This is a genomic window from Enterobacter cloacae complex sp. ECL411, from assembly GCF_021869665.1.
GTDB classification, from domain to species: Bacteria; Pseudomonadota; Gammaproteobacteria; order Enterobacterales; family Enterobacteriaceae; genus Enterobacter; species Enterobacter intestinihominis.
Window position 1 is genome coordinate 3214894 of the sequence record NZ_CP091486.1, and the last position, 20000, is coordinate 3234893.

17 protein-coding genes are annotated in these 20000 nt (G+C 60.4%); 6 read left to right on the forward strand and 11 right to left on the reverse strand.

The window, feature by feature from the left end; genetic code table 11:
• Positions 1-492: 492 nt before the first annotated feature.
• Positions 493-1551, reverse strand: coding sequence for a glycerophosphodiester phosphodiesterase (gene glpQ / locus L3069_RS15245; protein ID WP_038416437.1), 1059 nt, complete (start codon positions 1549-1551; stop codon positions 493-495).
• Positions 1552-1562: 11 nt separating this feature from the next.
• Positions 1563-2915, reverse strand: coding sequence for a glycerol-3-phosphate transporter (glpT, locus tag L3069_RS15250; RefSeq protein ID WP_022648804.1), 1353 nt, complete (start codon positions 2913-2915; stop codon positions 1563-1565).
• Positions 2916-3165: 250 nt separating this feature from the next.
• On the opposite strand from glpT, the gene glpA reads away from it, so the two are divergent.
• Genes glpA through glpC form a run of 3 tightly spaced genes read left to right on the forward strand, consistent with a single transcriptional unit; the run spans position 3166 to position 7188 of the window.
• Positions 3166-4794, forward strand: coding sequence for an anaerobic glycerol-3-phosphate dehydrogenase subunit A (gene glpA, locus L3069_RS15255; protein ID WP_038416438.1), 1629 nt, complete (start codon positions 3166-3168; stop codon positions 4792-4794).
• Positions 4784-6001, forward strand: coding sequence for a glycerol-3-phosphate dehydrogenase subunit GlpB (gene glpB / locus L3069_RS15260; RefSeq protein WP_038416439.1), 1218 nt, complete (start codon positions 4784-4786; stop codon positions 5999-6001). Before glpA ends, glpB begins: the two co-directional genes overlap by 11 nt.
• On the forward strand, positions 5998-7188 hold the full coding sequence (glpC, locus tag L3069_RS15265) for an anaerobic glycerol-3-phosphate dehydrogenase subunit GlpC (protein WP_023306631.1): 1191 nt from the start codon (positions 5998-6000) through the stop codon (positions 7186-7188). The genes glpB and glpC overlap by 4 nt, the downstream gene beginning before the upstream one ends.
• A gap of 31 nt (positions 7189-7219) precedes the next feature.
• On the opposite strand, the gene L3069_RS15270 is transcribed toward glpC, so the two are convergent.
• The 4 genes from L3069_RS15270 to tctD all read right to left on the reverse strand — a co-directional run bounded on the left by L3069_RS15270 (position 7220) and on the right by tctD (position 11253).
• On the reverse strand, positions 7220-8419 hold the full coding sequence (locus L3069_RS15270; protein WP_023300615.1) for a nicotinamide mononucleotide deamidase-related protein YfaY: 1200 nt from the start codon (positions 8417-8419) through the stop codon (positions 7220-7222).
• A gap of 94 nt (positions 8420-8513) precedes the next feature.
• Positions 8514-9053, reverse strand: a complete 540-nt coding sequence (locus L3069_RS15275) for a YfaZ family outer membrane protein (protein ID WP_022648809.1) — start codon at positions 9051-9053, stop codon at positions 8514-8516.
• A 129-nt stretch (positions 9054-9182) separates the two neighbouring features.
• Positions 9183-10592: a sensor histidine kinase gene (locus L3069_RS15280; RefSeq protein ID WP_038416441.1), complete on the reverse strand. Its 1410-nt coding sequence runs from the start codon at positions 10590-10592 to the stop codon at positions 9183-9185.
• Positions 10579-11253, reverse strand: a complete 675-nt coding sequence (gene tctD, locus L3069_RS15285; protein WP_017693014.1) for a transcriptional regulator TctD — start codon at positions 11251-11253, stop codon at positions 10579-10581. The genes L3069_RS15280 and tctD overlap by 14 nt, the downstream gene beginning before the upstream one ends.
• Before the next feature lie 152 nt (positions 11254-11405).
• Between tctD and L3069_RS15290 the strand changes: the two genes are divergently transcribed.
• The 3 genes from L3069_RS15290 to L3069_RS15300 are packed head-to-tail and all read left to right on the forward strand — an operon-like array spanning position 11406 to position 14355.
• Positions 11406-12386 (forward strand): tripartite tricarboxylate transporter substrate binding protein, encoded by a 981-nt coding sequence (locus tag L3069_RS15290; protein WP_038416442.1) that lies wholly within the window; start codon positions 11406-11408, stop codon positions 12384-12386.
• Positions 12387-12397: 11 nt separating this feature from the next.
• Entirely contained in the window at positions 12398-12829 is a 432-nt protein-coding gene (locus L3069_RS15295; protein ID WP_022648813.1) for a tripartite tricarboxylate transporter TctB family protein, read from the forward strand.
• A gap of 11 nt (positions 12830-12840) precedes the next feature.
• The gene (locus L3069_RS15300) at positions 12841-14355 is read left to right on the forward strand and encodes a tripartite tricarboxylate transporter permease (RefSeq protein ID WP_023300617.1); all 1515 of its coding nucleotides are present in this window, start codon (positions 12841-12843) and stop codon (positions 14353-14355) included.
• Here the strand turns inward: L3069_RS15300 and menE are convergent, their stop codons facing one another.
• The 5 genes from menE to menD are packed head-to-tail and all read right to left on the reverse strand — an operon-like array spanning position 14356 to position 19976.
• A complete protein-coding gene (gene menE / locus L3069_RS15305) occupies positions 14356-15717 on the reverse strand; it encodes an o-succinylbenzoate--CoA ligase (RefSeq protein WP_038416443.1) in 1362 nt (453 codons plus the stop codon).
• Positions 15714-16679 (reverse strand): o-succinylbenzoate synthase, encoded by a 966-nt coding sequence (menC, locus tag L3069_RS15310; RefSeq protein ID WP_038416445.1) that lies wholly within the window; start codon positions 16677-16679, stop codon positions 15714-15716. The genes menE and menC overlap by 4 nt, the downstream gene beginning before the upstream one ends.
• Complete coding sequence (menB, locus tag L3069_RS15315; RefSeq protein WP_014832749.1) at positions 16679-17536, reverse strand: 1,4-dihydroxy-2-naphthoyl-CoA synthase; 858 nt, start codon at positions 17534-17536, stop codon at positions 16679-16681. Before menB ends, menC begins: the two co-directional genes overlap by 1 nt.
• Positions 17533-18309, reverse strand: coding sequence for a 2-succinyl-6-hydroxy-2,4-cyclohexadiene-1-carboxylate synthase (gene menH / locus L3069_RS15320; protein ID WP_038416446.1), 777 nt, complete (start codon positions 18307-18309; stop codon positions 17533-17535). Before menH ends, menB begins: the two co-directional genes overlap by 4 nt.
• On the reverse strand, positions 18306-19976 hold the full coding sequence (gene menD, locus L3069_RS15325; RefSeq protein WP_022648819.1) for a 2-succinyl-5-enolpyruvyl-6-hydroxy-3-cyclohexene-1-carboxylic-acid synthase: 1671 nt from the start codon (positions 19974-19976) through the stop codon (positions 18306-18308). The genes menH and menD overlap by 4 nt, the downstream gene beginning before the upstream one ends.
• Positions 19977-20000 lie beyond the last annotated feature (24 nt).

The following is a 20000-nucleotide window of genomic DNA, read 5'->3' on the forward strand; positions in this document are numbered from 1 at the left end:
TCCGAGCACTGAGCAATCCCCTCGCCCCTCCGGGGAGAGGGTTAGGGTGAGGGGAACATACGGCGGTGGTGGTCATTCCGTTCACTTTATGTTCCTTGCTACTCTGTAACGACATGACCGGTGAACGTGCCAGGGTGGCTCAGTCGCCACCACCCTGGCGACCCGGGCTCCCGGCGGTAAATCGCCGCTTCGCGGTGCCCTCGGCTTATTCCTTCCGGCTTATCGGGTACGGGCGGAGGCAACGTCCCTGTAAAGCCGCCCTCTCGGCGCATCCCTGCGCCTCGCCCCGGCCGGAAGGCAAACGCCTCAGCGATTTACAGCCGGACCAGGGCATCGCTGACAGCCCTCAGTCATTTAGAAAGCAACTTTATTGCTTCTGCATAAAAAAATACTGGGGATCCCTCAGCCCGGTGGGAGAGGGTTAGGGTGAGGGCATCAGGCCGCAGAGCCTGATTGTCGGGTGGCGGCTTCGCCTTACCCGACCTACAAAACCTACTTCCGGTGAATGAATTCGACCGCTTTATCCGGGAAATCCGTAAACAATCCGTCCACATCCGCCTGGTTATACAGCACGTCGTAAAGCTGATCCACGTCCGTCGCATACTCCGGCAACTGGTCTGCACGCACGGTATACGGATGCACCTGCATCTTGCTCGCATGCGCCTCTTTCACCATCGCCGTCAGCTTCACGTGGCCCGGCGTTGAGCCTTCCGCCACCAGCATGTGGTAATCCGGCCCGATGCCGTCGGCGTACTGCGCAATCTGCTTCATCGCGCCCGGCTTAAACATCCAGTCGTAGCTGTAGTTCACCCACTTCCCGTCCGGCTGTTTTTCCTGAGTTTCATTCCAGTCGGTATAGGCAATCAGCTGCACCAGATTGAGATCCATTCCCATCTTCGGCTCCAGCTCAGTTTTGATGCGCTTCAGTTCCGCGGCATCGAAACATTGCAGGAAAACCTTATCCTTCTTGCTGGTGTAGCCGTACTTTTTCAGTACCTCCAGCGTCTTCGCGGCAATGTCTTTTCCTTCCTGATGGTGGAACCACGGCGCTTTGATTTCCGGGTAGATACCGATATTTTTGCCCGTCGAGTGGTTCAGCCCCTGAACAAACTCGATCTCCTCTTCGAAGGTGTGAATACGGAAGTCAGACTTGCCCATCGGGAAACGCCCCGGATAGACCTGCACCTTCTTACCGTTCTCAATCTCGAAGCCCTCGGTAAACTTCAGCGAGCGGATCTCCGCCAGCGTGAAGTCGATGGCGTAGTAGCGGCCATCTTTACGGGCGCGGTTCGGGAAACGCTCCGCCACGTCCGTCACGCGGTCAAGATAGTGGTCATGCAGAACGACCAGCTGGTCGTCCTTCGTCATCACCAGATCCTGCTCCAGATAATCCGCGCCCTGGGCATAGGCCATCGCTTTTGCCGGCAGCGTATGCTCTGGCAGATAACCGCTGGCGCCACGGTGGGCGATCACGATTTTATCCGCCGCCAGCGCGGAGCCTGTCATCAGGCCCGCCAGCAGCAGGCCTGTCGCTAACTGAGTTAATTTCATCGCAATGCTCCTTACTGACGACGCGCCAGCACCTCGGCATGGTGACGTTTTTCACCAATCATCACGACGATCAACAGCAGAACCGCCAGCACGCTGCCTCCAATCATCACCATAAAGCCACCGTCCCAGCCGAAGAAATCGACGGTGTAACCGACGATGGCACTTGCCGCCACTGAACCGCCGAGGTAGCCAAACAGACCGGTAAAGCCTGCCGCCGTGCCTGCCGCTTTCTTCGGCGCCAGCTCCAGCGCGTGCAGGCCGATCAGCATAACCGGACCATAAATCAGGAAGCCGATTACGATCATACAGGCCATATCCACACCCGGATTACCCGGCGGGTTAAGCCAGTAAACGACCGTCGCGATGGTCACCAGCGTCATAAAGAACACGCCCGTCGCCCCACGGTTACCCTTAAACACTTTGTCCGACATCCAGCCGCAGATCAGCGTGCCGGGAATGCCCGCGTATTCATACAGGAAATAGGCCCAGGAGGATTTATCCAGCGCGAAGTGCTTCACCTCTTTCAGGTAAGTCGGGGACCAGTCGAGGATGCCGTAGCGCAGCAGGTAGACAAACACGTTCGCCACCGCGATGTACCACAGCAGCTTGTTTGGCAGCACATACTTCATGAAGATCTGTTTCGCGGTCAGCTCTTCTTCGTGCTTCTCGCTGTAATCATCCGGGTAGTCGTTTTTGTACTCTTCAATCGGCGGCAGGCCGCAGGACTGCGGCGTGTCGCGCATCAGGGCGAAGGCGATAATCGCCACCAGAATGGCGCCAAAGGCAGGCATATAGAGCGCCGCGTGCCAGTCGTTGAACCAGGCCATCCCCAGCAGGAACAGCAGCGGCGGAAGCCCGCCCCCGACGTTATGCGCGCAGTTCCAGACCGATACAATCCCACCGCGCTCTTTCTGTGACCACCAGTGCACCATGGTACGTCCGCATGGCGGCCACCCCATCCCCTGGAACCAGCCGCAGAGGAACAGCAGCACGAACATGACGGCAATGCTGGAGGTCGCCCATGGCACAAAGCCCATGAACAGCATCACCGCTGCCGCGAGGATCAGACCGGCGGGCAGGAACACGCGCGGATTCGAGCGATCCGACACCGACCCCATAATGAACTTCGAAAAACCGTACGCGATGGAGATCCCCGACAGCGCAAAGCCCAGATCGCCCCGGGAGAAGCCTTGTTCCACCAGGTACGGCATGGCGAGCGCAAAGTTTTTACGTACCAGATAGTACGCCGCATACCCGAAGAAGATCCCGAGGAAGATTTGCCAACGCAGACGGCGGTAGAGAGGATCAATCTCTGCCTCTGGCAGTCGCGCCCGGTGTGGCGCAGGTTTAAAGATACTGAGCATAACAGCCTCCGTGGCCTTTCAAAAATGACCGGGCATCTCGCGCCCGGCTACAGAGGCGGCGATGTTAAGAAATCACGGTGAATGTTACTGTGAATCAACGCACAGATTGTTACAGAAATATGACAGAATGCGCAAAAAAAGCGCATGAAATCACGTTTCACTTTCGAATTTCGCGCGTTTATGTTCGAAATCAAACAAACCACACGATCAATGTGGCTAAATGCTAAAAAACGAACATAGAGGAAAGGCAATGACTATTCACGATCCACGCTTCAGCGATGTGATTATCATTGGCGGTGGCGCGACGGGTGCCGGCATCGCACGCGACTGCGCCCTGCGGGGATTGAGCGTCACGCTTCTGGAACGCCACGACATCGCCACCGGCGCAACGGGGCGTAACCACGGTCTGTTGCACAGCGGTGCCCGCTATGCGGTCACTGACGCTGAGTCCGCGCGCGAGTGTATTGCTGAAAACCAGATCCTCAGGCGCATCGCCCGCCACTGCGTTGAACCGACCAACGGCCTTTTTATCACCCTTCCCGAAGATGATCTCGGCTTTCAGCAAACCTTTATCACCGCCTGCACGGCGGCAGGCATTCAGGCCGAGGCGCTCGATCCTGCACAGGCGCGCCGTCTTGAACCCTCGGTAAACCCGGCGTTACTGGGCGCGGTAAAAGTGCCTGACGGAACCGTTGATCCTTTCCGCCTGACCGCCGCCAATATGCTCGACGCGCGGGAACACGGCGCACAGATCCTGACCGGGCATCACGTCACCGGGCTTATTCGTGAAGGTAATACCGTACGCGGGGTGCGCGTGTGTGATACGCAGTACAATGAACACCGCGAGCTGTATGCCACCGTCGTGGTCAACGCGGCGGGGATCTGGGGCCAGCGCATCGCGGAATACGCCGATTTATCCGTCCGCATGTTCCCGGCCAAAGGCTCGCTGCTGATCCTCGACCATCGCATCAATAACCATGTCATCAACCGCTGCCGTAAACCGTCTGACGCCGACATCCTCGTGCCGGGGGACACCATTTCGTTGATCGGCACGACCTCAATGCATGTGGACTACAGCGAAATCGATTACAACCGCGTTACCGCCGAAGAGGTGGATATTCTGCTGCGCGAAGGGGAAAAGCTGGCCCCGGTGATGGCGCAGACGCGTATTCTGCGTGCCTACGCGGGCGTGCGTCCCCTCGTCGCCAGCGACAACGATCCGAGCGGGCGTAACGTCAGCCGCGGCATCGTGCTGCTCGATCACGCCGAACGCGACGGCATGGACGGGTTTATCACCATTACCGGCGGCAAGCTGATGACCTACCGGCTGATGGCGGAGTGGGCCACCGATGCCGTCTGCCGTAAGCTCGGTAACACCGCGCCGTGCGTGACGGCGGAGCGGGCCCTGCCCGGCTCGCAGCAATCGACAGAAAAAACGCTGCACAAAATCATTTCACTTCCTGCCCCGCTTCGCGGTTCGGCGATTTACCGCCACGGCGACCGCACCCCGACCTGGCTTGGTGAAGGGCGACTCAGCCGCAGTCTGGTGTGCGAATGCGAAGCCGTGACCGCAGGCGAGGTGCAATATGCCGTGGAAAACCTGACGGTGCACAACCTGCTTGATTTGCGCCGCCGCACGCGAGTCGGGATGGGCACCTGTCAGGGGGAACTGTGCGCCTGCCGTGCCGCCGGGCTGCTACAACGTTTTCATGCCACCTCCTCAACCCAGTCGCTCGCCCAGCTCAGCGATTTTTTAAATGAGCGCTGGAAAGGCATTCAGCCCGTCGCCTGGGGCGATGCCCTGCGCGAAAGTGAGTTTACCCGCTGGGTCTATCAGGGACTTTGCGGTCTGGAGAAGGAGCACAACCATGAAATTTGATACCGTGATTGTGGGTGGAGGGCTGGCGGGCCTGCTGTGCGGTCTCAAACTGACGCAGCGGGGTCTGCGCTGCGCCATTGTCACTCGCGGTCAAAGTGCCCTGCACTTCTCCTCCGGCTCGCTGGATTTACTGGGCGCGCTATCGTTCGCCGATCTGCCGCCTGAACATCCCTACCGCCTGACGGGCGCAGAGAATATGGCCCGCTTTGCCTGCGAAACCGAACACCTGCTGACCGCCTGCGGCGCACGCATGCAGGGTGACGCCGAGCAAAATCATCAGCGCGTCACGCCGCTCGGCACTCTGCGCGCCGCCTGGCTTAGCCCGGAAGAGGTGCCTGTCGCCCCCATCGCTGCCGGGCACGTGCGGGTGGTGGGGATCAGCGGCTTCCTCGATTTCCAGCCGCATCTGGCCGCCGCGTCTCTCAGACAGCAGGGTGTTCAGGTGGATACGGCGGAGATTGATCTCCCCGAACTCGACGTGCTGCGCGAAAACCCCAGCGAGTTTCGTGCGGTGAACATTGCCCGCCTGCTGGATAATGAAAGTTACTGGCCGCAGCTGTACGCGGCGCTTCAACCGCTCGGCGAGACCTGCGACGCCCTGTTTATGCCCGCCTGTTTTGGCTTAACGGACAACCGGCTCTGGCGCTGGCTCTCGGCGCGCCTGCCCTGTACGCTCGGTTTACTGCCGACGCTCCCCCCTTCCGTGCCCGGCATTCGTCTGCATACCCAGCTTCAGCGTCAGTTTGTCGCCCAGGGTGGCGTCTGGATGGCAGGCGACGAGGTGAAAAAAATCACCCTGGCAGAGGGCGCGGTAAGCGAAATCTGGACCCGCAACCACGGCGACATCCCGCTTCGTGCACACTATACGGTGCTGGCAAGCGGCAGCTTCTTCAGTAACGGTCTGCTGAGCAGCCGGGATGGCGTGCGTGAGGCAATTCTCGGGCTGGATGTCCGGCAAAGCGCTTCCCGCGCGGACTGGTATCAAAGCGATTTCTTCACCCCGCAGCCCTGGCAGCAGTTCGGCGTGATCGTCGATACCCAGCTGCGCCCGCAGCTGGGCGGGGAACCGGTTGAAAATCTTTACGCCATCGGCTCGGTTCTGGGCGGGTACGATCCCGTGGCACAGGGCTGCGGTGGCGGCGTCTGCGCCGTCACCGCGCTGCATGTCGCGGAGCAGATTATCCAGCGCAGGGAGGGAGCACAATGAACGACACCCGATTTGAAAGCTGTATCAAATGCACGGTCTGCACCACGGTTTGCCCGGTCAGCGGCGTCGATCCGCGCTATCCCGGCCCGAAACAGGCCGGCCCCGACGGGGAGCGTCTGCGCCTGAAGGACGGCGCGCTCTACGACGAGGCGCTGAAATACTGTATCAACTGTAAACGCTGCGAAGTTGCCTGCCCGTCGGACGTGAAAATAGGCGATATCATCCAGCGCGCCCGCGCCCGCTACAGTACGCAAAAACCGACGCTGCGCGACGCGATACTGAGCCACACCGATCTGATGGGCAGCCTCTCGACGCCTTTCGCGCCGGTCGTCAATGCCGCCACCGCCCTGAAGCCGGTGCGCAGGCTGCTGGATGCGACGCTCAAAATCGACCATCACCGCAGTCTGCCGAAATATTCTCACGGCACCTTCCGCCGCTGGTATAAATCCGTGGCGGCAGAACAGGCGCAGTTCGCTGAGCAGGTTGCCTTCTTCCACGGCTGCTACGTGAACTACAACCATCCGCAGCTGGGGAAAGACCTGCTGAAAGTGCTGAACGCCATGGGGACGGGCGTTCAGCTGCTGAGCAAAGAGAAGTGCTGCGGCGTTCCGCTGATTGCCAACGGTTTTACCGACAAAGCGCGCAGGCAGGCGAAAAGCAACGTCACCTCTTTACGTGAGGCGATCGTCGACAACGGAATACCGGTACTGGCGACGTCGTCAACCTGTACCTTCACGCTGCGCGATGAATATCCGCATCTGCTGGATGTGGATAACACCGGCCTGCGCGAGCACATTGAGCTGGCGACCCGTTTTCTCTGGCGCAAGCTGGACAGCGGGCAGACGTTACCGCTGGGCAAATTGCCGTTGAAGGTGGTGTATCACACGCCATGTCATATGGAGAAGATGGGCTGGTCGATCTATACGCTGGAGCTGCTGCGGCTGATCCCGGGGCTGGAGCTGACGGTGCTGGACTCACGCTGCTGCGGCATCGCTGGCACCTACGGATTCAAGCGTGAAAACTACCCAACGTCACAGGCCATTGGCGCGCCGCTGTTCCGGCAGATTGAAGAGAGCGGCGCAGATATCGTGGTGACGGATTGTGAAACCTGCAAGTGGCAGATCGAGATGTCCACCAGCAAACGCTGTGAACATCCCATTACCTTGCTGGCAAACGCACTGGCGTAACCGTTGCCGGGGACACTGCCCCGGCACATCCTCACTCTACGAACAGCGATTCCACGACGTTGATCCAGCCGTGCTCGCTGGCGACCTCTTTCCCGTTCAGCCAGCGGCGCAGCATGTTCAGCGCCATCATCGCGCACACCTCCTGACGCACGGCCAGGCTGTGGCGGGTAATACTCATCTTCACCCGCAGGGCGTGGGTCCCTTCCGGCGTTGCCAGGGCAAAGTTGAGGTGCTCCTCATCCAGCCCGCCCACAAACAGCGCCAGTCCGGCGAAATGCTTCACTCTGCGCTCGGATGCCCAGCGCGCCGTCTGCGCCAGCGTCTCCTGCTGGAACGGCACCACTTCACTGGCCAGCAGCGGCGCACCCGCCCGGGTAAGCTGAAGCGCCAGAAGCCCACCGGTAAACTGCTCGCTTAACGTCACGCTCAGCTGGCGGGACTGCAAATGCGCTGCGATCTGCGCCGGCAGCCCTTCCGTTCCTTCGAAAATCAGGCTTTCCCCGGCGACGCGCTGCACTTCCGGCCATAGTGCCAGCATAGCGGCTTTCTCTGACGCCGGTCCGGTCAGCTTCAGTTCAATAATCGGCATGGAGGAGCGATAGCCCATCGACACGCCGGGAGGCAGTTGCAGGTGATCGAGGCTCTGAGCCAGATCGCTTTCCGAGCGGCCAAAGGTGGTCAGACGCAGGCACAGCGGCGGTTCAGGCAGTGTGAAGCGCGCGCGCAGGCGCGGCAGGATCTGCTGCTCGACCATCACTTTAAATTCCGACGGCACGCCCGGGGTGAAGAACATCAGGCAGCGGTTCAGCTGAACGGCAAACCCGCAGGCGGTGCCGACCGGGTTATCAATCAGTTCCGCGCTGGCGGGAATTTCAGCCTGCTTGCGGTTGCTGGGGGCCATCACGCGGCCACGCTCGGAGAAAAATCGCTCCATCTGTGCCAGCCACGCCTCGTGCAGGACCAGGCCTTCACCTCTGGCCGTGGCGGCGGCCAGCGCGCTGAGATCGTCGCTGGTGGGCCCAAGCCCGCCGTTCACAATCAGCACGTCGCAGCGTTCGCTGCGCTCGCGCAGAACGTTGACCAGCGACTCAAGATTGTCACCCACGGTGTTGCGGCGCGTTAACGGTAATCCTTGCTCAAAGAAGAGATCGGCGAGCCAGGCGGCATTGGTATCAATGATTTGCCCATGCAGCACTTCGTCGCCAGTGGATAACATTTCCACGTTTATCATTGTGTTCTCCCATTTCAATGGTCAAAACACTATAGCGCAATCGAAGACCGGGGGAAGAGAGAAACTGGCGCGACTGAACGCCGCGCCGAAAGGATTAGAAACCTGCGCTCACACCGATGTAGGGACCATCTGCCAGCGCGTTGTCGCGGTGGCCGTCTTTACCCGCCAGGTTCAGATAACGATAACCCGCTTCGATGGTGACAGGACGGATGATGGTCCAGCGTCCACCCACGTTGGCTTCCTCATAGCTATCGATACCGCTGGAGAGGGAATCCGGAGAGTAGTAGTACTCACCGAACAGGCCAAAGCTGTCGCCGATTTTCCACTGCAAACCGCCGCCCACTGCCGCCGCATAACCTTCGTCGCCGTCGTTCGGGTTGGTGTAAATCCCTTTACCGCCGACTGTCGCCAGGAAAGGACCCAAAGGTACGTTGAAGCCCAGCCCCAGGCTTGCCGCATCCCCATCGTCGTCGTTATGCGTCCAGCCGCCGGTCATCGCCAGGCCTGCGCTATCCGTGCCAAGACCAAAGCCAAGGTGGGTATAATCTTCGCCCGCCGAGCCGTTGAAGGAAATAGCGTTGGCTGCTGCCGATACAAACATCAGGCCTAAGCCCATTAATGCCACTTTTTTCATTGTCGTGATCCCGCACAATATATTCAGAGATGTCCAAAAACCGCGAGATTTTAACCTGACTGTCTGTGGGATCAATGCGCTCAGTGGACATCGGGCAATTAGTTTGTAACGATTTGATAATATCGGTATTTATATCATCAATAAAAAACGCACTTTTACGCACAGGCCGCCCAGATTTTCACTGGGCATCAGCTGAAGATGGCTGCGGTGCAGGCGGGCAATATCGTTGGCCAGCGCCAGGCCAATGCCGGACCCGGCGGCATCGCCCACGTTATCCAGCCGATGAAACGGCAGCATGGCCTGGGAGATCTGGTCTTCGGCAATACCCGGTCCACTGTCCTCCACGCTCAGCTCAACGGCATCGTTATCCATGCGCAGGTACACCGTCACGATGCCCTGCTCCGGCGTGTATTTGATCGCATTCTCCAGCAGGTTAGCGCAGAGTTCGCCCAGCAAAACGTCATCCCCCTCAATCATTACCGGCTGCTGTACGCCGTCATAACCGAGATCGATACCCTTGCTGCGCGCCTGTGCCAGCCGCGAAAAGCAGCAGTTTTGCACCACCTGCACCAGATCGACAGGGGCAAACTGTCGCTCCCCCTGCTCTTTCCGCTTCACCGCCGAAAGCTGTAACAGCCTTTCCGTCAGCACGATGGTGTTATCCAGCGTAACGTTCATTGCCCGTAAGCTCTCCTGCCACAGCGCCGGATCGTTACGCGTCAGAGCAACGGATACCTGCGTTTTTAGCACCGCCAGCGGCGTTTTGAGCTGGTGTGAGGCATCGGCATTGAAGCGCTCCTGCCGCGAAAGTACGCCGCGCAACCGGTCGATGTAACGGTTAAACGCCACAATCAGCAGCCGCGTTTCCGACCAGGGCAGCAGCTCCGGCAGCGGGGCCAGCAGCCCGGGCTCACGGCGCACCATCAGCGAAGAGAGTTGCCGCATTGGGCGCAGCACGCGGCGCAGCAGCCAGGCGGTCAGGACCAGCGTCAGCAGCACCAGCAGCCCCTGCGACACGAGTGAGGAAAACAGCAGCTGAGTGGCCAGATAGCGCCGCGACTGCAACGTTTCTGCGACGTAAATTTCCGCCATCCCGAACACATTATCTTCGTTAACCGGCTGGAGCAGCTTCGCCACGCGGATCGCCTGCCCGCGATACTCGGTATGATAAAACCACGCCAGCGCCGGATAGTGAGTGGTGCGCGACGTGGAGGGAGGCATATTTGGCAGATCGTCATAGCCGGAGATCGTCCGCCCGTCAGGGTCAACCACCTTGTAGTAGAGGCGATCGTTCATGTTCAGCTCAAAGCTGTCGAGCACGACCCAGGGCACGTTCACCAGCAGCTTGCCCTTGTGCACCACCAGCCGCTCAGACACGGTGCGAGCCGAGGATAACAGCGTACGGTCATAGGCCTGCGTCGCCGCCTGTAGCGCGCTAACGTAGCTGTTAAAGGCTGACAGCCCCCATAACAGCAGCAGCGGCAAACCCAGAAAGAGCAAAAGTTGCAGGTAAAGCGACTGCGGCTTAACCCACTTCATCGCCGCACTCCAGCACGTAGCCCAGTCCCCGGAGGGTGGTGATCCGCACGCCGCTGCCGGTCAGCTTCTTACGCAGGCGGTGAATATAGAGATCGATACTCTCGGGGCTGACGTCGTCGTTCAGGCTGAACACCTGGTCGAAAAGCTGTTGCCGGGAGACGGGACGGGTCCGGCGGTGCATCAGCACCTTCAGCAAAGAGAGTTCCCGCGGCGTAAGGGAGAGGGGTTCATCGCGCAGCAGAAAAAAGCCTTCATCATCGTACTCCAGCTCTCCCAGCCGCTGGCGCTCCTGGGTTCGTCCTTCGCTGCGGCGCAGCAGCGCGCGCAGACGGGCATCAAGTTCCTCCAGCTCGAACGGTTTCGGCAGGTAGTCATCCGCCCCGGCATTCAGCCCCTTCACCCTGTCTGCCACGTTGCTGCGGGCGGTAAGAAACAGCACCGGCAGCGTCTGCCCGCGCTTTCTAAGGCGATGCACCACCTCCAGCCCGTCGAAGCCGGGCATGCCGATATCAAGGATCGCGACGGCATAGTTTTCCCCCTGCAAAAGGTGATCGGCCGCCCGTCCATCGTTGACGCAATCCACGGCAAATCCGTTTTGTACCAGCGCTTTCTCCAGCCAGTGAGCCAGCTCACGATTATCTTCCGCCAGTAAGAGACGCATATCACATCCTGTAAAGTTGGTGTCGCAGTGAAAGGGAAATGAAAGGTTATTGTTTTAACAATCACGCAACGGAACCGCTACAAGGTGGTTCACATAATCAGAAAAAAGACACCCGTACCCGTACTCCCGGTTCTCCGGCGTGAGGATAAACGATGAAAAAACAATTACTTTCTACCCTTGCTGCAAGCGTATTGCTGTTGAGTGCCTCTGTCGTCCAGGCGCAGGACACCCCGTCCCGCACCGAGTGTATCGCCCCGGCCAAACCCGGCGGCGGCTTCGACCTGACCTGTAAGCTGATTCAGGTCAGCCTGCTGGAGACGAAGGCCATCGAGAAACCAATGCGCGTCACCTACATGCCCGGCGGCGTGGGCGCGGTTGCCTATAACGCCATCGTCGCCCAGCGCCCTGCTGAACCCGGCACCGTGGTGGCCTTCTCCGGCGGCTCGCTGCTGAACCTGTCGCAGGGGAAATTTGGTCGTTATGACGTGAATGACGTGCGCTGGCTCGCCACCGTGGGCACCGATTACGGCATGATCGCCGTTCGCGCCGACTCCCCGTGGAAATCCCTGAAAGATCTGCTGACCGCCATGGAAAAAGATCCGAACAGCGTGGTGATTGGCGCAGGCGCCTCTATCGGCAGCCAGGACTGGATGAAAGCCGCGCTGCTGGCGCAGCAGGCCAAAGTGGATCCGCACAAAATGCGTTACGTGGCCTTTGAAGGCGGCGGTGAGCCGGTGACGGCGCTGATGGGCAATCACGTGCAGGCAGTATCGGGCGATCTCAGCGAAATGGTGCCCTACCTGAGCGGGGATAAGATCCGCGTGCTGGCGGTCTTCTCAGAAAATCGTCTGCCGGGCCAGCTGGCAGACGTCCCAACCGCCAAAGAGCAGGGTTATAACCTGGTCTGGCCGATCATCCGTGGCTTCTTCGTCGGGCCAAAAGTGACCGACGCCGAGTACCAGTGGTGGGTGGATACCTTCGCAAAACTTCAGCAAACCGAGGAGTTCAAAAAACAGCGCGATCTGCGCGGGCTGTTTGAGTTCAACCTGAACGGCAAGCAGCTGGACGAGTACGTGAAAAAACAGGTGAATGACTACCGCGAACAGGCGAAAGCCTTTGGTCTGGCGAAATAACCGGAGGCGCTATGAGCGATCGCATTTTTGCCGGGATATGGCTGCTGCTCTGCATTGGCGGCCTGTTCGTCGCCTGGCAGATCCACAGCGAATACAGCTATGAACCCGTGGGGCCACGCCCCTTTCCCGTCGGCATTGTTGGCCTGATGCTGCTCTGTTCGGTGGCCCTGCTGCTGCGCCATCCGGACACCGTGGAGTGGCCGCCACGCCGCACGCTGCAACGTCTGCTGGTAATGGTGATTGTTCTGCTGATGTACGCGTGGGGCTTTGAGTGGCTCGGCTTCCCGATCGCCACCGCCCTGCTGACGATGGTGATTGGCATACTGTTTAACGCCTCGCTGCCTGCGGCGGGGATCTCCGGGGTCGTACTGGGCATTTTACTCTGGTACGCCTTCGACCGCCTGCTGGACGTGACCCTGCCGCTCGGCGCATGGTTTAACTAACGGAGCACGCTATGGATACCTGGATCTATCTCTCTCAGGGGTTCGCGGTAGCGATGACCCCGGAAAACCTGGTGATCGCCCTGATCGGCTGTTTCGTCGGGACGATCGTTGGCCTGCTGCCGGGCCTTGGGCCTATCAACGGCGTGGCGATTTTACTGCCGCTGGCCTTTGCGCTGCACCTGCCTGCGGAATCGGCGTTGATCCTGCTGGCGACGGTTTATATCGGCTGCGAATACGGGGGGCGTATTTCCTCGATACTGCTTAACGTGCCCGGAGATGCCGCTGCCATTATGACCGCGCTGGATGGTTATCCGATGGCGCAGCAGGGACGCGGCGGCGTGGCGCTCTCTATTTCCGCCGTCAGCTCGTTCTTTGGCTCCCTGATCGCCATTGGCGGCATCATCCTCTTCGCCCCGGCGCTGGCCCAGTGGTCGCTGGCGTTTGGTCCGGCCGAGTATTTTGCCCTGATGGTGTTCGCCATCGCTTGTCTCGGCAGCATGATGGCGCAGAATCCGCTGAAGTCGTTTTTGTCTGCGTTGATTGGCCTCAGTCTGGCCACCGTCGGCGTGGATGCCAACACCGGGGTTTATCGCTTTACCTTCGACAGCGTTCATCTCTCCGACGGCGTGCAGTTTATCGTCGTGGTGATTGGTCTGTTCTCTGTCTCAGAAATCTTACTGATGCTGGAACATACCAGCAGCGGGCAGACGCTGGTGCGTAAAACCGGACGTATGCTCTTTAATGCCAAAGAGGGGGCGCAGTGTGTGGGTGCCACCCTGCGTTCGTCGGTGATCGGTTTCTTCGTCGGCATTCTGCCCGGCGCGGGGGCTACTATCGCCAGCGCCATCACCTACATGACCGAGAAAAAGCTGAGCGGTAACAGCGACAGCTTCGGCAAAGGCGATATCCGCGGCGTGGCGGCGCCGGAGGCGGCGAATAACGCCTCGGCCTGCGGCTCGTTTATCCCGATGCTGACCCTCGGCGTGCCGGGCTCCGGCACCACGGCGGTAATGATGGGCGCGCTGACGCTCTATAACATCACCCCGGGTCCGGCGATGTTTACCGAGCAGCCCGATATCGTCTGGGGTTTGATTGCCGCCCTGCTGATCGCCAACGTGATGCTGCTGGTAATGAACATCCCGCTGATCGGGCTGTTCACCCGCATGCTGACCATTCCCCTGTGGTTCCTGGTCCCGGCCATCGCCGCCGTCTCTGCGGTTGGGGTGTACGCGGTGCACAGCACCACCTTCGACCTGGTGTTAATGGTGCTGCTCGGCGTGCTGGGCTACATTCTGCGCAAGATGCACTTCCCGATGTCGCCGCTGATTTTAGGGTTTGTATTGGGGGAAATGCTGGAGCAGAACCTGCGCCGCGCCCTCTCCATCAGCAATGGCAACATGGCGATCCTGTGGGAGAGCAGCGTGACGAAGATCCTGCTGGCGATGGCGATCATGGTGATTGTCGTGCCGCCGGTGCTGCGCTGGATGCGTCGACGCCAGCAGAAACCGCAGCCGGATATCGGCTGATTAGCCCCTCAACAGGGCATTGACCCACTGCCTTAACGCCTGGCGGGAGATCTTTATCCCGCCATTTTTCAGTTCTGACGGCAGCGCCAGCCAGTGTACCGGCTGCTCAAAGCGCGCCAGCCTGCCCTGAACCCACTCCGGCAACAGCGTGATATCCGTGCCCGGCTCACATTCCACTACCGCCACCGGGCGTTGCCCGTATTCGGCGTCATCCAGCGGGACGATAAACACCTGGCTAACCTGCGGATGTGAGACGATAACGCGCTCCAGCGCTTCCGGCTGGATCCCTTCTCCGCCGCTAAAAAAGAGATTGTCCATTCGGCCCAGAATGGTCAGGCGTCCGTCATGCCACTCGCCGCGATCGCGGGTGGCGAACCAGCCCTGCTCGTTGACCAGCGGCAGTAAGGCGCCGTCTCGCCAGTAGCCCGCCGCCATGCTTTCCGCCCGGATCCAGACTTCACCGTTCACCACCTGAAGGTCTCTGCCCGGCAGCGCGCTGCCCACGTCCGGCGCGCCGTCGGCCTCTTTGGCGCAGACGGTGGAGGCGAACTCGGTCAGACCGTAGCCGCAGAACGTGCGGATCCCCTGCTTGCGCGCCTGTTCGGTCAGCTCAACGGGGATTTCCGCCCCGCCGAGCAGCACGGCTTTCAGCGCAACGGGATGGTGTGAATTGAGCAGCCGCCACAGCTGCGTCGGCACCAGCGAGGCGTGGGTACAGCCCTGCAGGGCCTGCTCCAGCGGCTGTTTTTCACGCACGGTGAGACGGCTTCCGCCCTGCAACCAGCGCCACAAAATCCCCTGACCGGAGACGTGAAACAGCGGCAAGGACAGCAGCCAGTCGTCATCACCGCCATAAGGCATCAGCGACAACACGCCTTTTGCGCTGGCAAGGTGGGCGGCACAGGTGTGCACCGCCGCTTTTGGCAAGCCGGTGGAGCCGGAGGTGAGCGTCATCGAGGCCAGCCGTTCTGCCTGCCACGTCACGCCGCCCTGCCCCTCACCCTCTCTTAATACCAGCCCAGGCAGACCGTCATACTCACCGTTAAGCACCAGCGCAAAGCGCAGGGTCATCTGCGGCAGGAGGACGTCCAGCAGCGGTCGGGGAAGCTGAGGGTTCACCGGCAAAATGCGGGCGCCGCACTGAAGCAGCGCCAGCCAGGCTAGCAGGGTCTGCGGATGGTTGTGGGCGAGCAGCATGACGCCGTCACCATCTCTGACACCCTGAGACTGAAAACCGGCTGCCAGACGATCGATACGCTCGCCCAGCTGTGACCAGTTGAGCGTTATATCGTCTAAACGCAGCGCGGGTGTATCGGCACTCCTGGAGCGCCAGTGCCGCCACGGCCAGTCGGTAAAAGTCATTGCAGCGGCTCCAGCGTCCCGACGTCGAGGCACGGTAAGGTGCTGTCCGGCCACTGGCGAATCAGCTGGGCCTGCATCAGGTTTAGCGTATCAAGACCGGGAACGGTGTCCGGCGTTAACCATGCAGCGATGCGCGCCAGCTGCGTCAGCCCGAGGCTGGATTCGATGGATGAACTGATCACCGCCGTCAGCCCTGCGGCATGGGCCGCCGCAACCTGCTCGCGCACCTTGTCGAGGCTGCCGGTCAGCGTTGGCTTAATGACCACGGCCCCGACGCCCGGCTCGGCGACAAACGTAAAACCGACTTCGCGCAGGCTCTCATCCCAGGCAATGGCAATGCCGGTTTCCCGGGCGAAGGCGCGAGAGTCGTCGCGCGTTTTGCACGGCTCTTCGAGAAACGCGATGCGGTTGCGGTACGCCGGGTTGACGTACTTCGCAAACTGCTGCGCCCTGAGCGGCGACCAGGCGCGGTTGGCGTCCAGACGCAGGTGCAGATCGGGAATGGCTTCCAGTAACAGGTTAACCACCATTCCGTCGCGCACCGCTTCGTACAGGCCGACCTTAATTTTCGCCACCTTCTCGCCAGGCATCCCGGAGAGCAGCGCGAAAAGTTCATCCGGATCGCCGGAACAGAGCGGCGCGGCGCGATAATTCGCCGCATCCGGCAAACAGCCGTCCAGCTCTGCCAGCGCGCAGCTGATGCCGAACGCGACGGAAGGAACGTCCGGCAGCGACGGATCTGCCCCCTCACGCCATTCGTGTGTCCAGGCCATCAGCGCCGCCTGCGCCTCATCCAGCGTTTCCAGGCTAAAGCCCGGAAGCGGGGCGATTTCGCCCCACCCTTCCCGCTCGCCCTGCCGGAGATGCACGAAAAAGCCATCACGGGTTTTTAACCGCCTTTCACGCAGTACCACGCCCGCGTCCATCGGTATCTGCCAGCGGTAAACCTGCGCGCGACGCATCACGGGTTCCGTTTGTATTTGCTGAAGTCTGGCTGGCGTTTTTCGTTGAACGCGTTGCGCCCTTCCTGACCCTCTTCGGTCATATAGAACAGCATGGTGGCGTTACCCGCCAGCTCCTGAAGTCCCGCCTGACCGTCACAGTCGGCATTGAGGGCCGCTTTCAGGCAGCGCAGCGCCATTGGGCTGTTTTGCAGCATTTCGCGACACCAGCGCACGGTCTCTTTTTCCAGATCGGCGATCGGCACCACGGTGTTAACCAGCCCCATGTCCAGCGCTTCCTGGGCGTTGTACTGACGGCACAGGAACCAGATTTCGCGGGCTTTTTTCTGGCCGACGATGCGCGCCATGTAGGACGCGCCCCAGCCGCCGTCGAAGGAGCCAACTTTCGGGCCAGTCTGACCGAAAATGGCATTTTCCGCCGCGATAGTCAGGTCACACATCATGTGCAGCACGTGACCGCCGCCGATGGAATAACCTGCCACCATCGCAACCACCGGTTTTGGACAGGTGCGGATCTGGCGCTGGAAATCCAGCACGTTCAGGTGGTGCGTGCCGGCATCATCCTGGTATCCGCCGTAGTCGCCGCGGACTTTCTGATCGCCGCCCGAGCAAAAGGCTTTCTCCCCTTCCCCGGTGAGGACGATGACGCCGATGTTGTCGTCGTAGCGGGCATCCGCCAGCGCCTGGATCATCTCTTTTACGGTCAGCGGACGAAACGCGTTGCGTACCTGTGGACGATTGATGGTGATTTTGGCGATACCATCGGTGGATTTGTGGTAGCGAATGTCGGTGTAGCCTTCGGAGCAGTCCTGCCATTCAACCGGCGCGTAAAGCATGTTTTCATCAGGATAGATCATAGCGTGTCCTTTGTTCGATAACGTAGTATCTGAGCCAGACTCGCGGCAACCGCTTCCGGGTTGTCCCGGTGGGCGTTGTGTCCGGCATGAGGGATAGCATGACGCATGGCGTTAAGTTCAGCAGCGATGGCTGCAAACTTCCCGTCACGTTCGCCATAGAGATAGTCGAAAGAAAAATCACGCGCGGTGAGCGCGGGACGTAAATCAGGCTGAACGGCAAGCGAGGTGGCTTCCAGCATCTCAGCCAGCCTCGGGCCGTTGTTCCGGCTACGCAGCGCGATCAGCGCGTTGCGCTGTTCATCCGTAAGGGAGGTAAAGACCGGCTGTTGATACCAGTCGGCAAAGACGGCTTCAAGCGGCTCACTGCGAAAACGTGACGCCCAGCGGCGGTCCGAGGTCAGCCGCGCCTGGCGCTCCTCGACGTCTTGCAGCCCAGGGTGTCCACCTTCCACAATCACCCCGTCTAACCCCGCAGGATGCTGGCAGGCATGGAACATCGCAATGCGGCCACCGAGAGAGTACCCTACCAGCCAGTAATTTAGTATGTTGTAACTAATTAAGGTATACGTGAGCAATTCACTTACCTCTGCAAACCCCGTCACGCCCGTATCCGCTGAACCACCGTGCCCGGGCAGGTCAAGGTAGAGCCTGGGGTAGTCATGCAGCGACGCCCCAACGGTCTGCCACTCACGACAGTCGCCGGAAAAACCGTGCAGGAAAACCAGCCAGGGGTAGCCTGGTTTTCCGGGCTGAGTGACGCCAGCGAGGATCACAGGTGACTCACCTGCGCCAGCAGATGTTGCAGCTTCTGCGCGCCGTCAGAATCGTTTACCACCAGCTCAATCAGCGTCGCGCCAGGCTGCCGCCAGGCGGTGTTCAGCGCCGTCTCAAGCGCGTCCCAGTTTTCCGGGCGATGGTACTTCAGGCTGAACATGGCGGCGGCGTGTTCGAACTGCACGTTTTGCGGCATCAGATAGAAGCGCTCACGTTCGCTTTGCGGCGTCGGCAGCAGGGAGAAAATCTGTCCGCCGTTATTGTTAACAACAATCAGCACGAACGGAGCCGACGCCTGACGCAGGAGCGCCAGCGCGTTGAGATCGTAGAGGGCTGAGAGATCCCCCACAATCGCCAGCGTGGATTTTGCGCTGGCCCGCTGTACGCCAGCGGCGGTGGAGATCAGCCCGTCAATGCCGCTCGCGCCCCGGTTGCTGTATACCGGATAACCCGCGGGCAGCTGCGAAAAGGCGTCAATCAGGCGCACCACCAGGCTGTTACCGACAAAAAGTTGCCCCTGCTCGGGAAGATATTTGCGGATACGGTGCGCCAGCCCGGCTTCACTGAACTCCTCGCACTGCGCTTTGGTGAGTTCCCACGCCTGACGCGACAGCGCCGGGATCTCCACCGCCCAGGGTTTGCGTTTTTCCGCCGGATGCAATTCCAGCCAGCTGTCAATATCGCTCACCAGGCGGCGACCGCGATGGTGCGCCGGGTCAAGGCGTCCTTCGAGCGGATCCACCAGCCAGTACTCTTCTGGCGTACAGGTGGCCTGCCACTGGAGCAATCGCTTGCCCGTCAGGCTCGAGCCCAGCTGGACGACAATTTGCGCCTGCGCCAGCTCGGTGACCGCTTTCGCGTTCCCCAGCCAGAGGTCAGCGCAGGGCAGCGGCTGGCCCGTCTGGGAAAGCACGTCACCAATCAGCGGCCAGCCAAGCGTTTGTGCCCACTCCGCCGCCAGCTTGCCTTCCGCCGCACTCATCCGCCCGGCAATCACCACCCCGCGCTTCTGGCGCCAGAAGAACCAGTCGCGCTGCTTAGCGCTTTCCAGATGCGTCTGCTCACGCAGCCAGGGCTTTTCGCTCTCCCACCATTCTCCCAGCTGCTGTTGCCAGGCTAGGCCGGTCTCGTTCATTTCGCCGTACAGCGGTTCGGCAAACGGGCAGTTAATGTGCAGCCCGCCGCTGCGCAGTGCGTTCATGGCGTGGTCGAGAGTTGAGACCAGCCAGCTGGCGGGAATATCCTGGGTGGGGCGCGGCAACGAGACCGTCTGTGAAGGATGCGAGGCAAAAATGCCAGGCTGACGAATCGCCTGGTTCGCGCCGCAGTCAATAAGTTCCGGAGGACGATCGGCGGTGAGTAAAATCAGCTTTTCGCCGGTTAACCCCGCTTCAATCAGCGCGGGATAGAGGTTTGCCACCGCCGTGCCGGAAGTCACTATCACCGCCACGGGCGCGTTGCTGACTTTCGCCAGCCCGAGCGCCAGGTGGCCGAGACCACGCTCGTCAAAATGGGTGTGATGAATAAAAGCCCTGTTTTCCGCCGCAGCAAGGGTGAGCGGCGTGGAGCGAGAGCCCGGAGCAATACACACATGCCTGACACCATGGCGGGTCAGGGCTTCAAGGATCACCGTCGCCCAGCGTCGGTTAAAAGAACTTACTGACATGAGATTGTCCAGTATCAAGAATGC

Coding starts and splice junctions, on each gene's coding strand:
- menB (WP_014832749.1), bottom strand. CDS start 17,536: ATGATCTATCCTGATGAAAACATGCTTTACGCGCCGGTTGAATGGCAG.
- L3069_RS15275 (WP_022648809.1), bottom strand. CDS start 9,053: ATGAAAAAAGTGGCATTAATGGGCTTAGGCCTGATGTTTGTATCGGCA.
- L3069_RS15295 (WP_022648813.1), top strand. CDS start 12,398: ATGAGCGATCGCATTTTTGCCGGGATATGGCTGCTGCTCTGCATTGGC.
- glpB (WP_038416439.1), top strand. CDS start 4,784: ATGAAATTTGATACCGTGATTGTGGGTGGAGGGCTGGCGGGCCTGCTG.
- glpA (WP_038416438.1), top strand. CDS start 3,166: ATGACTATTCACGATCCACGCTTCAGCGATGTGATTATCATTGGCGGT.
- menC (WP_038416445.1), bottom strand. CDS start 16,679: ATGCGTCGCGCGCAGGTTTACCGCTGGCAGATACCGATGGACGCGGGC.
- glpQ (WP_038416437.1), bottom strand. CDS start 1,551: ATGAAATTAACTCAGTTAGCGACAGGCCTGCTGCTGGCGGGCCTGATG.
- L3069_RS15290 (WP_038416442.1), top strand. CDS start 11,406: ATGAAAAAACAATTACTTTCTACCCTTGCTGCAAGCGTATTGCTGTTG.
- glpC (WP_023306631.1), top strand. CDS start 5,998: ATGAACGACACCCGATTTGAAAGCTGTATCAAATGCACGGTCTGCACC.
- tctD (WP_017693014.1), bottom strand. CDS start 11,253: ATGCGTCTCTTACTGGCGGAAGATAATCGTGAGCTGGCTCACTGGCTG.
- L3069_RS15280 (WP_038416441.1), bottom strand. CDS start 10,592: ATGAAGTGGGTTAAGCCGCAGTCGCTTTACCTGCAACTTTTGCTCTTT.
- glpT (WP_022648804.1), bottom strand. CDS start 2,915: ATGCTCAGTATCTTTAAACCTGCGCCACACCGGGCGCGACTGCCAGAG.
- L3069_RS15300 (WP_023300617.1), top strand. CDS start 12,841: ATGGATACCTGGATCTATCTCTCTCAGGGGTTCGCGGTAGCGATGACC.
- menE (WP_038416443.1), bottom strand. CDS start 15,717: ATGACTTTTACCGACTGGCCGTGGCGGCACTGGCGCTCCAGGAGTGCC.
- menD (WP_022648819.1), bottom strand. CDS start 19,976: ATGTCAGTAAGTTCTTTTAACCGACGCTGGGCGACGGTGATCCTTGAA.
- L3069_RS15270 (WP_023300615.1), bottom strand. CDS start 8,419: ATGATAAACGTGGAAATGTTATCCACTGGCGACGAAGTGCTGCATGGG.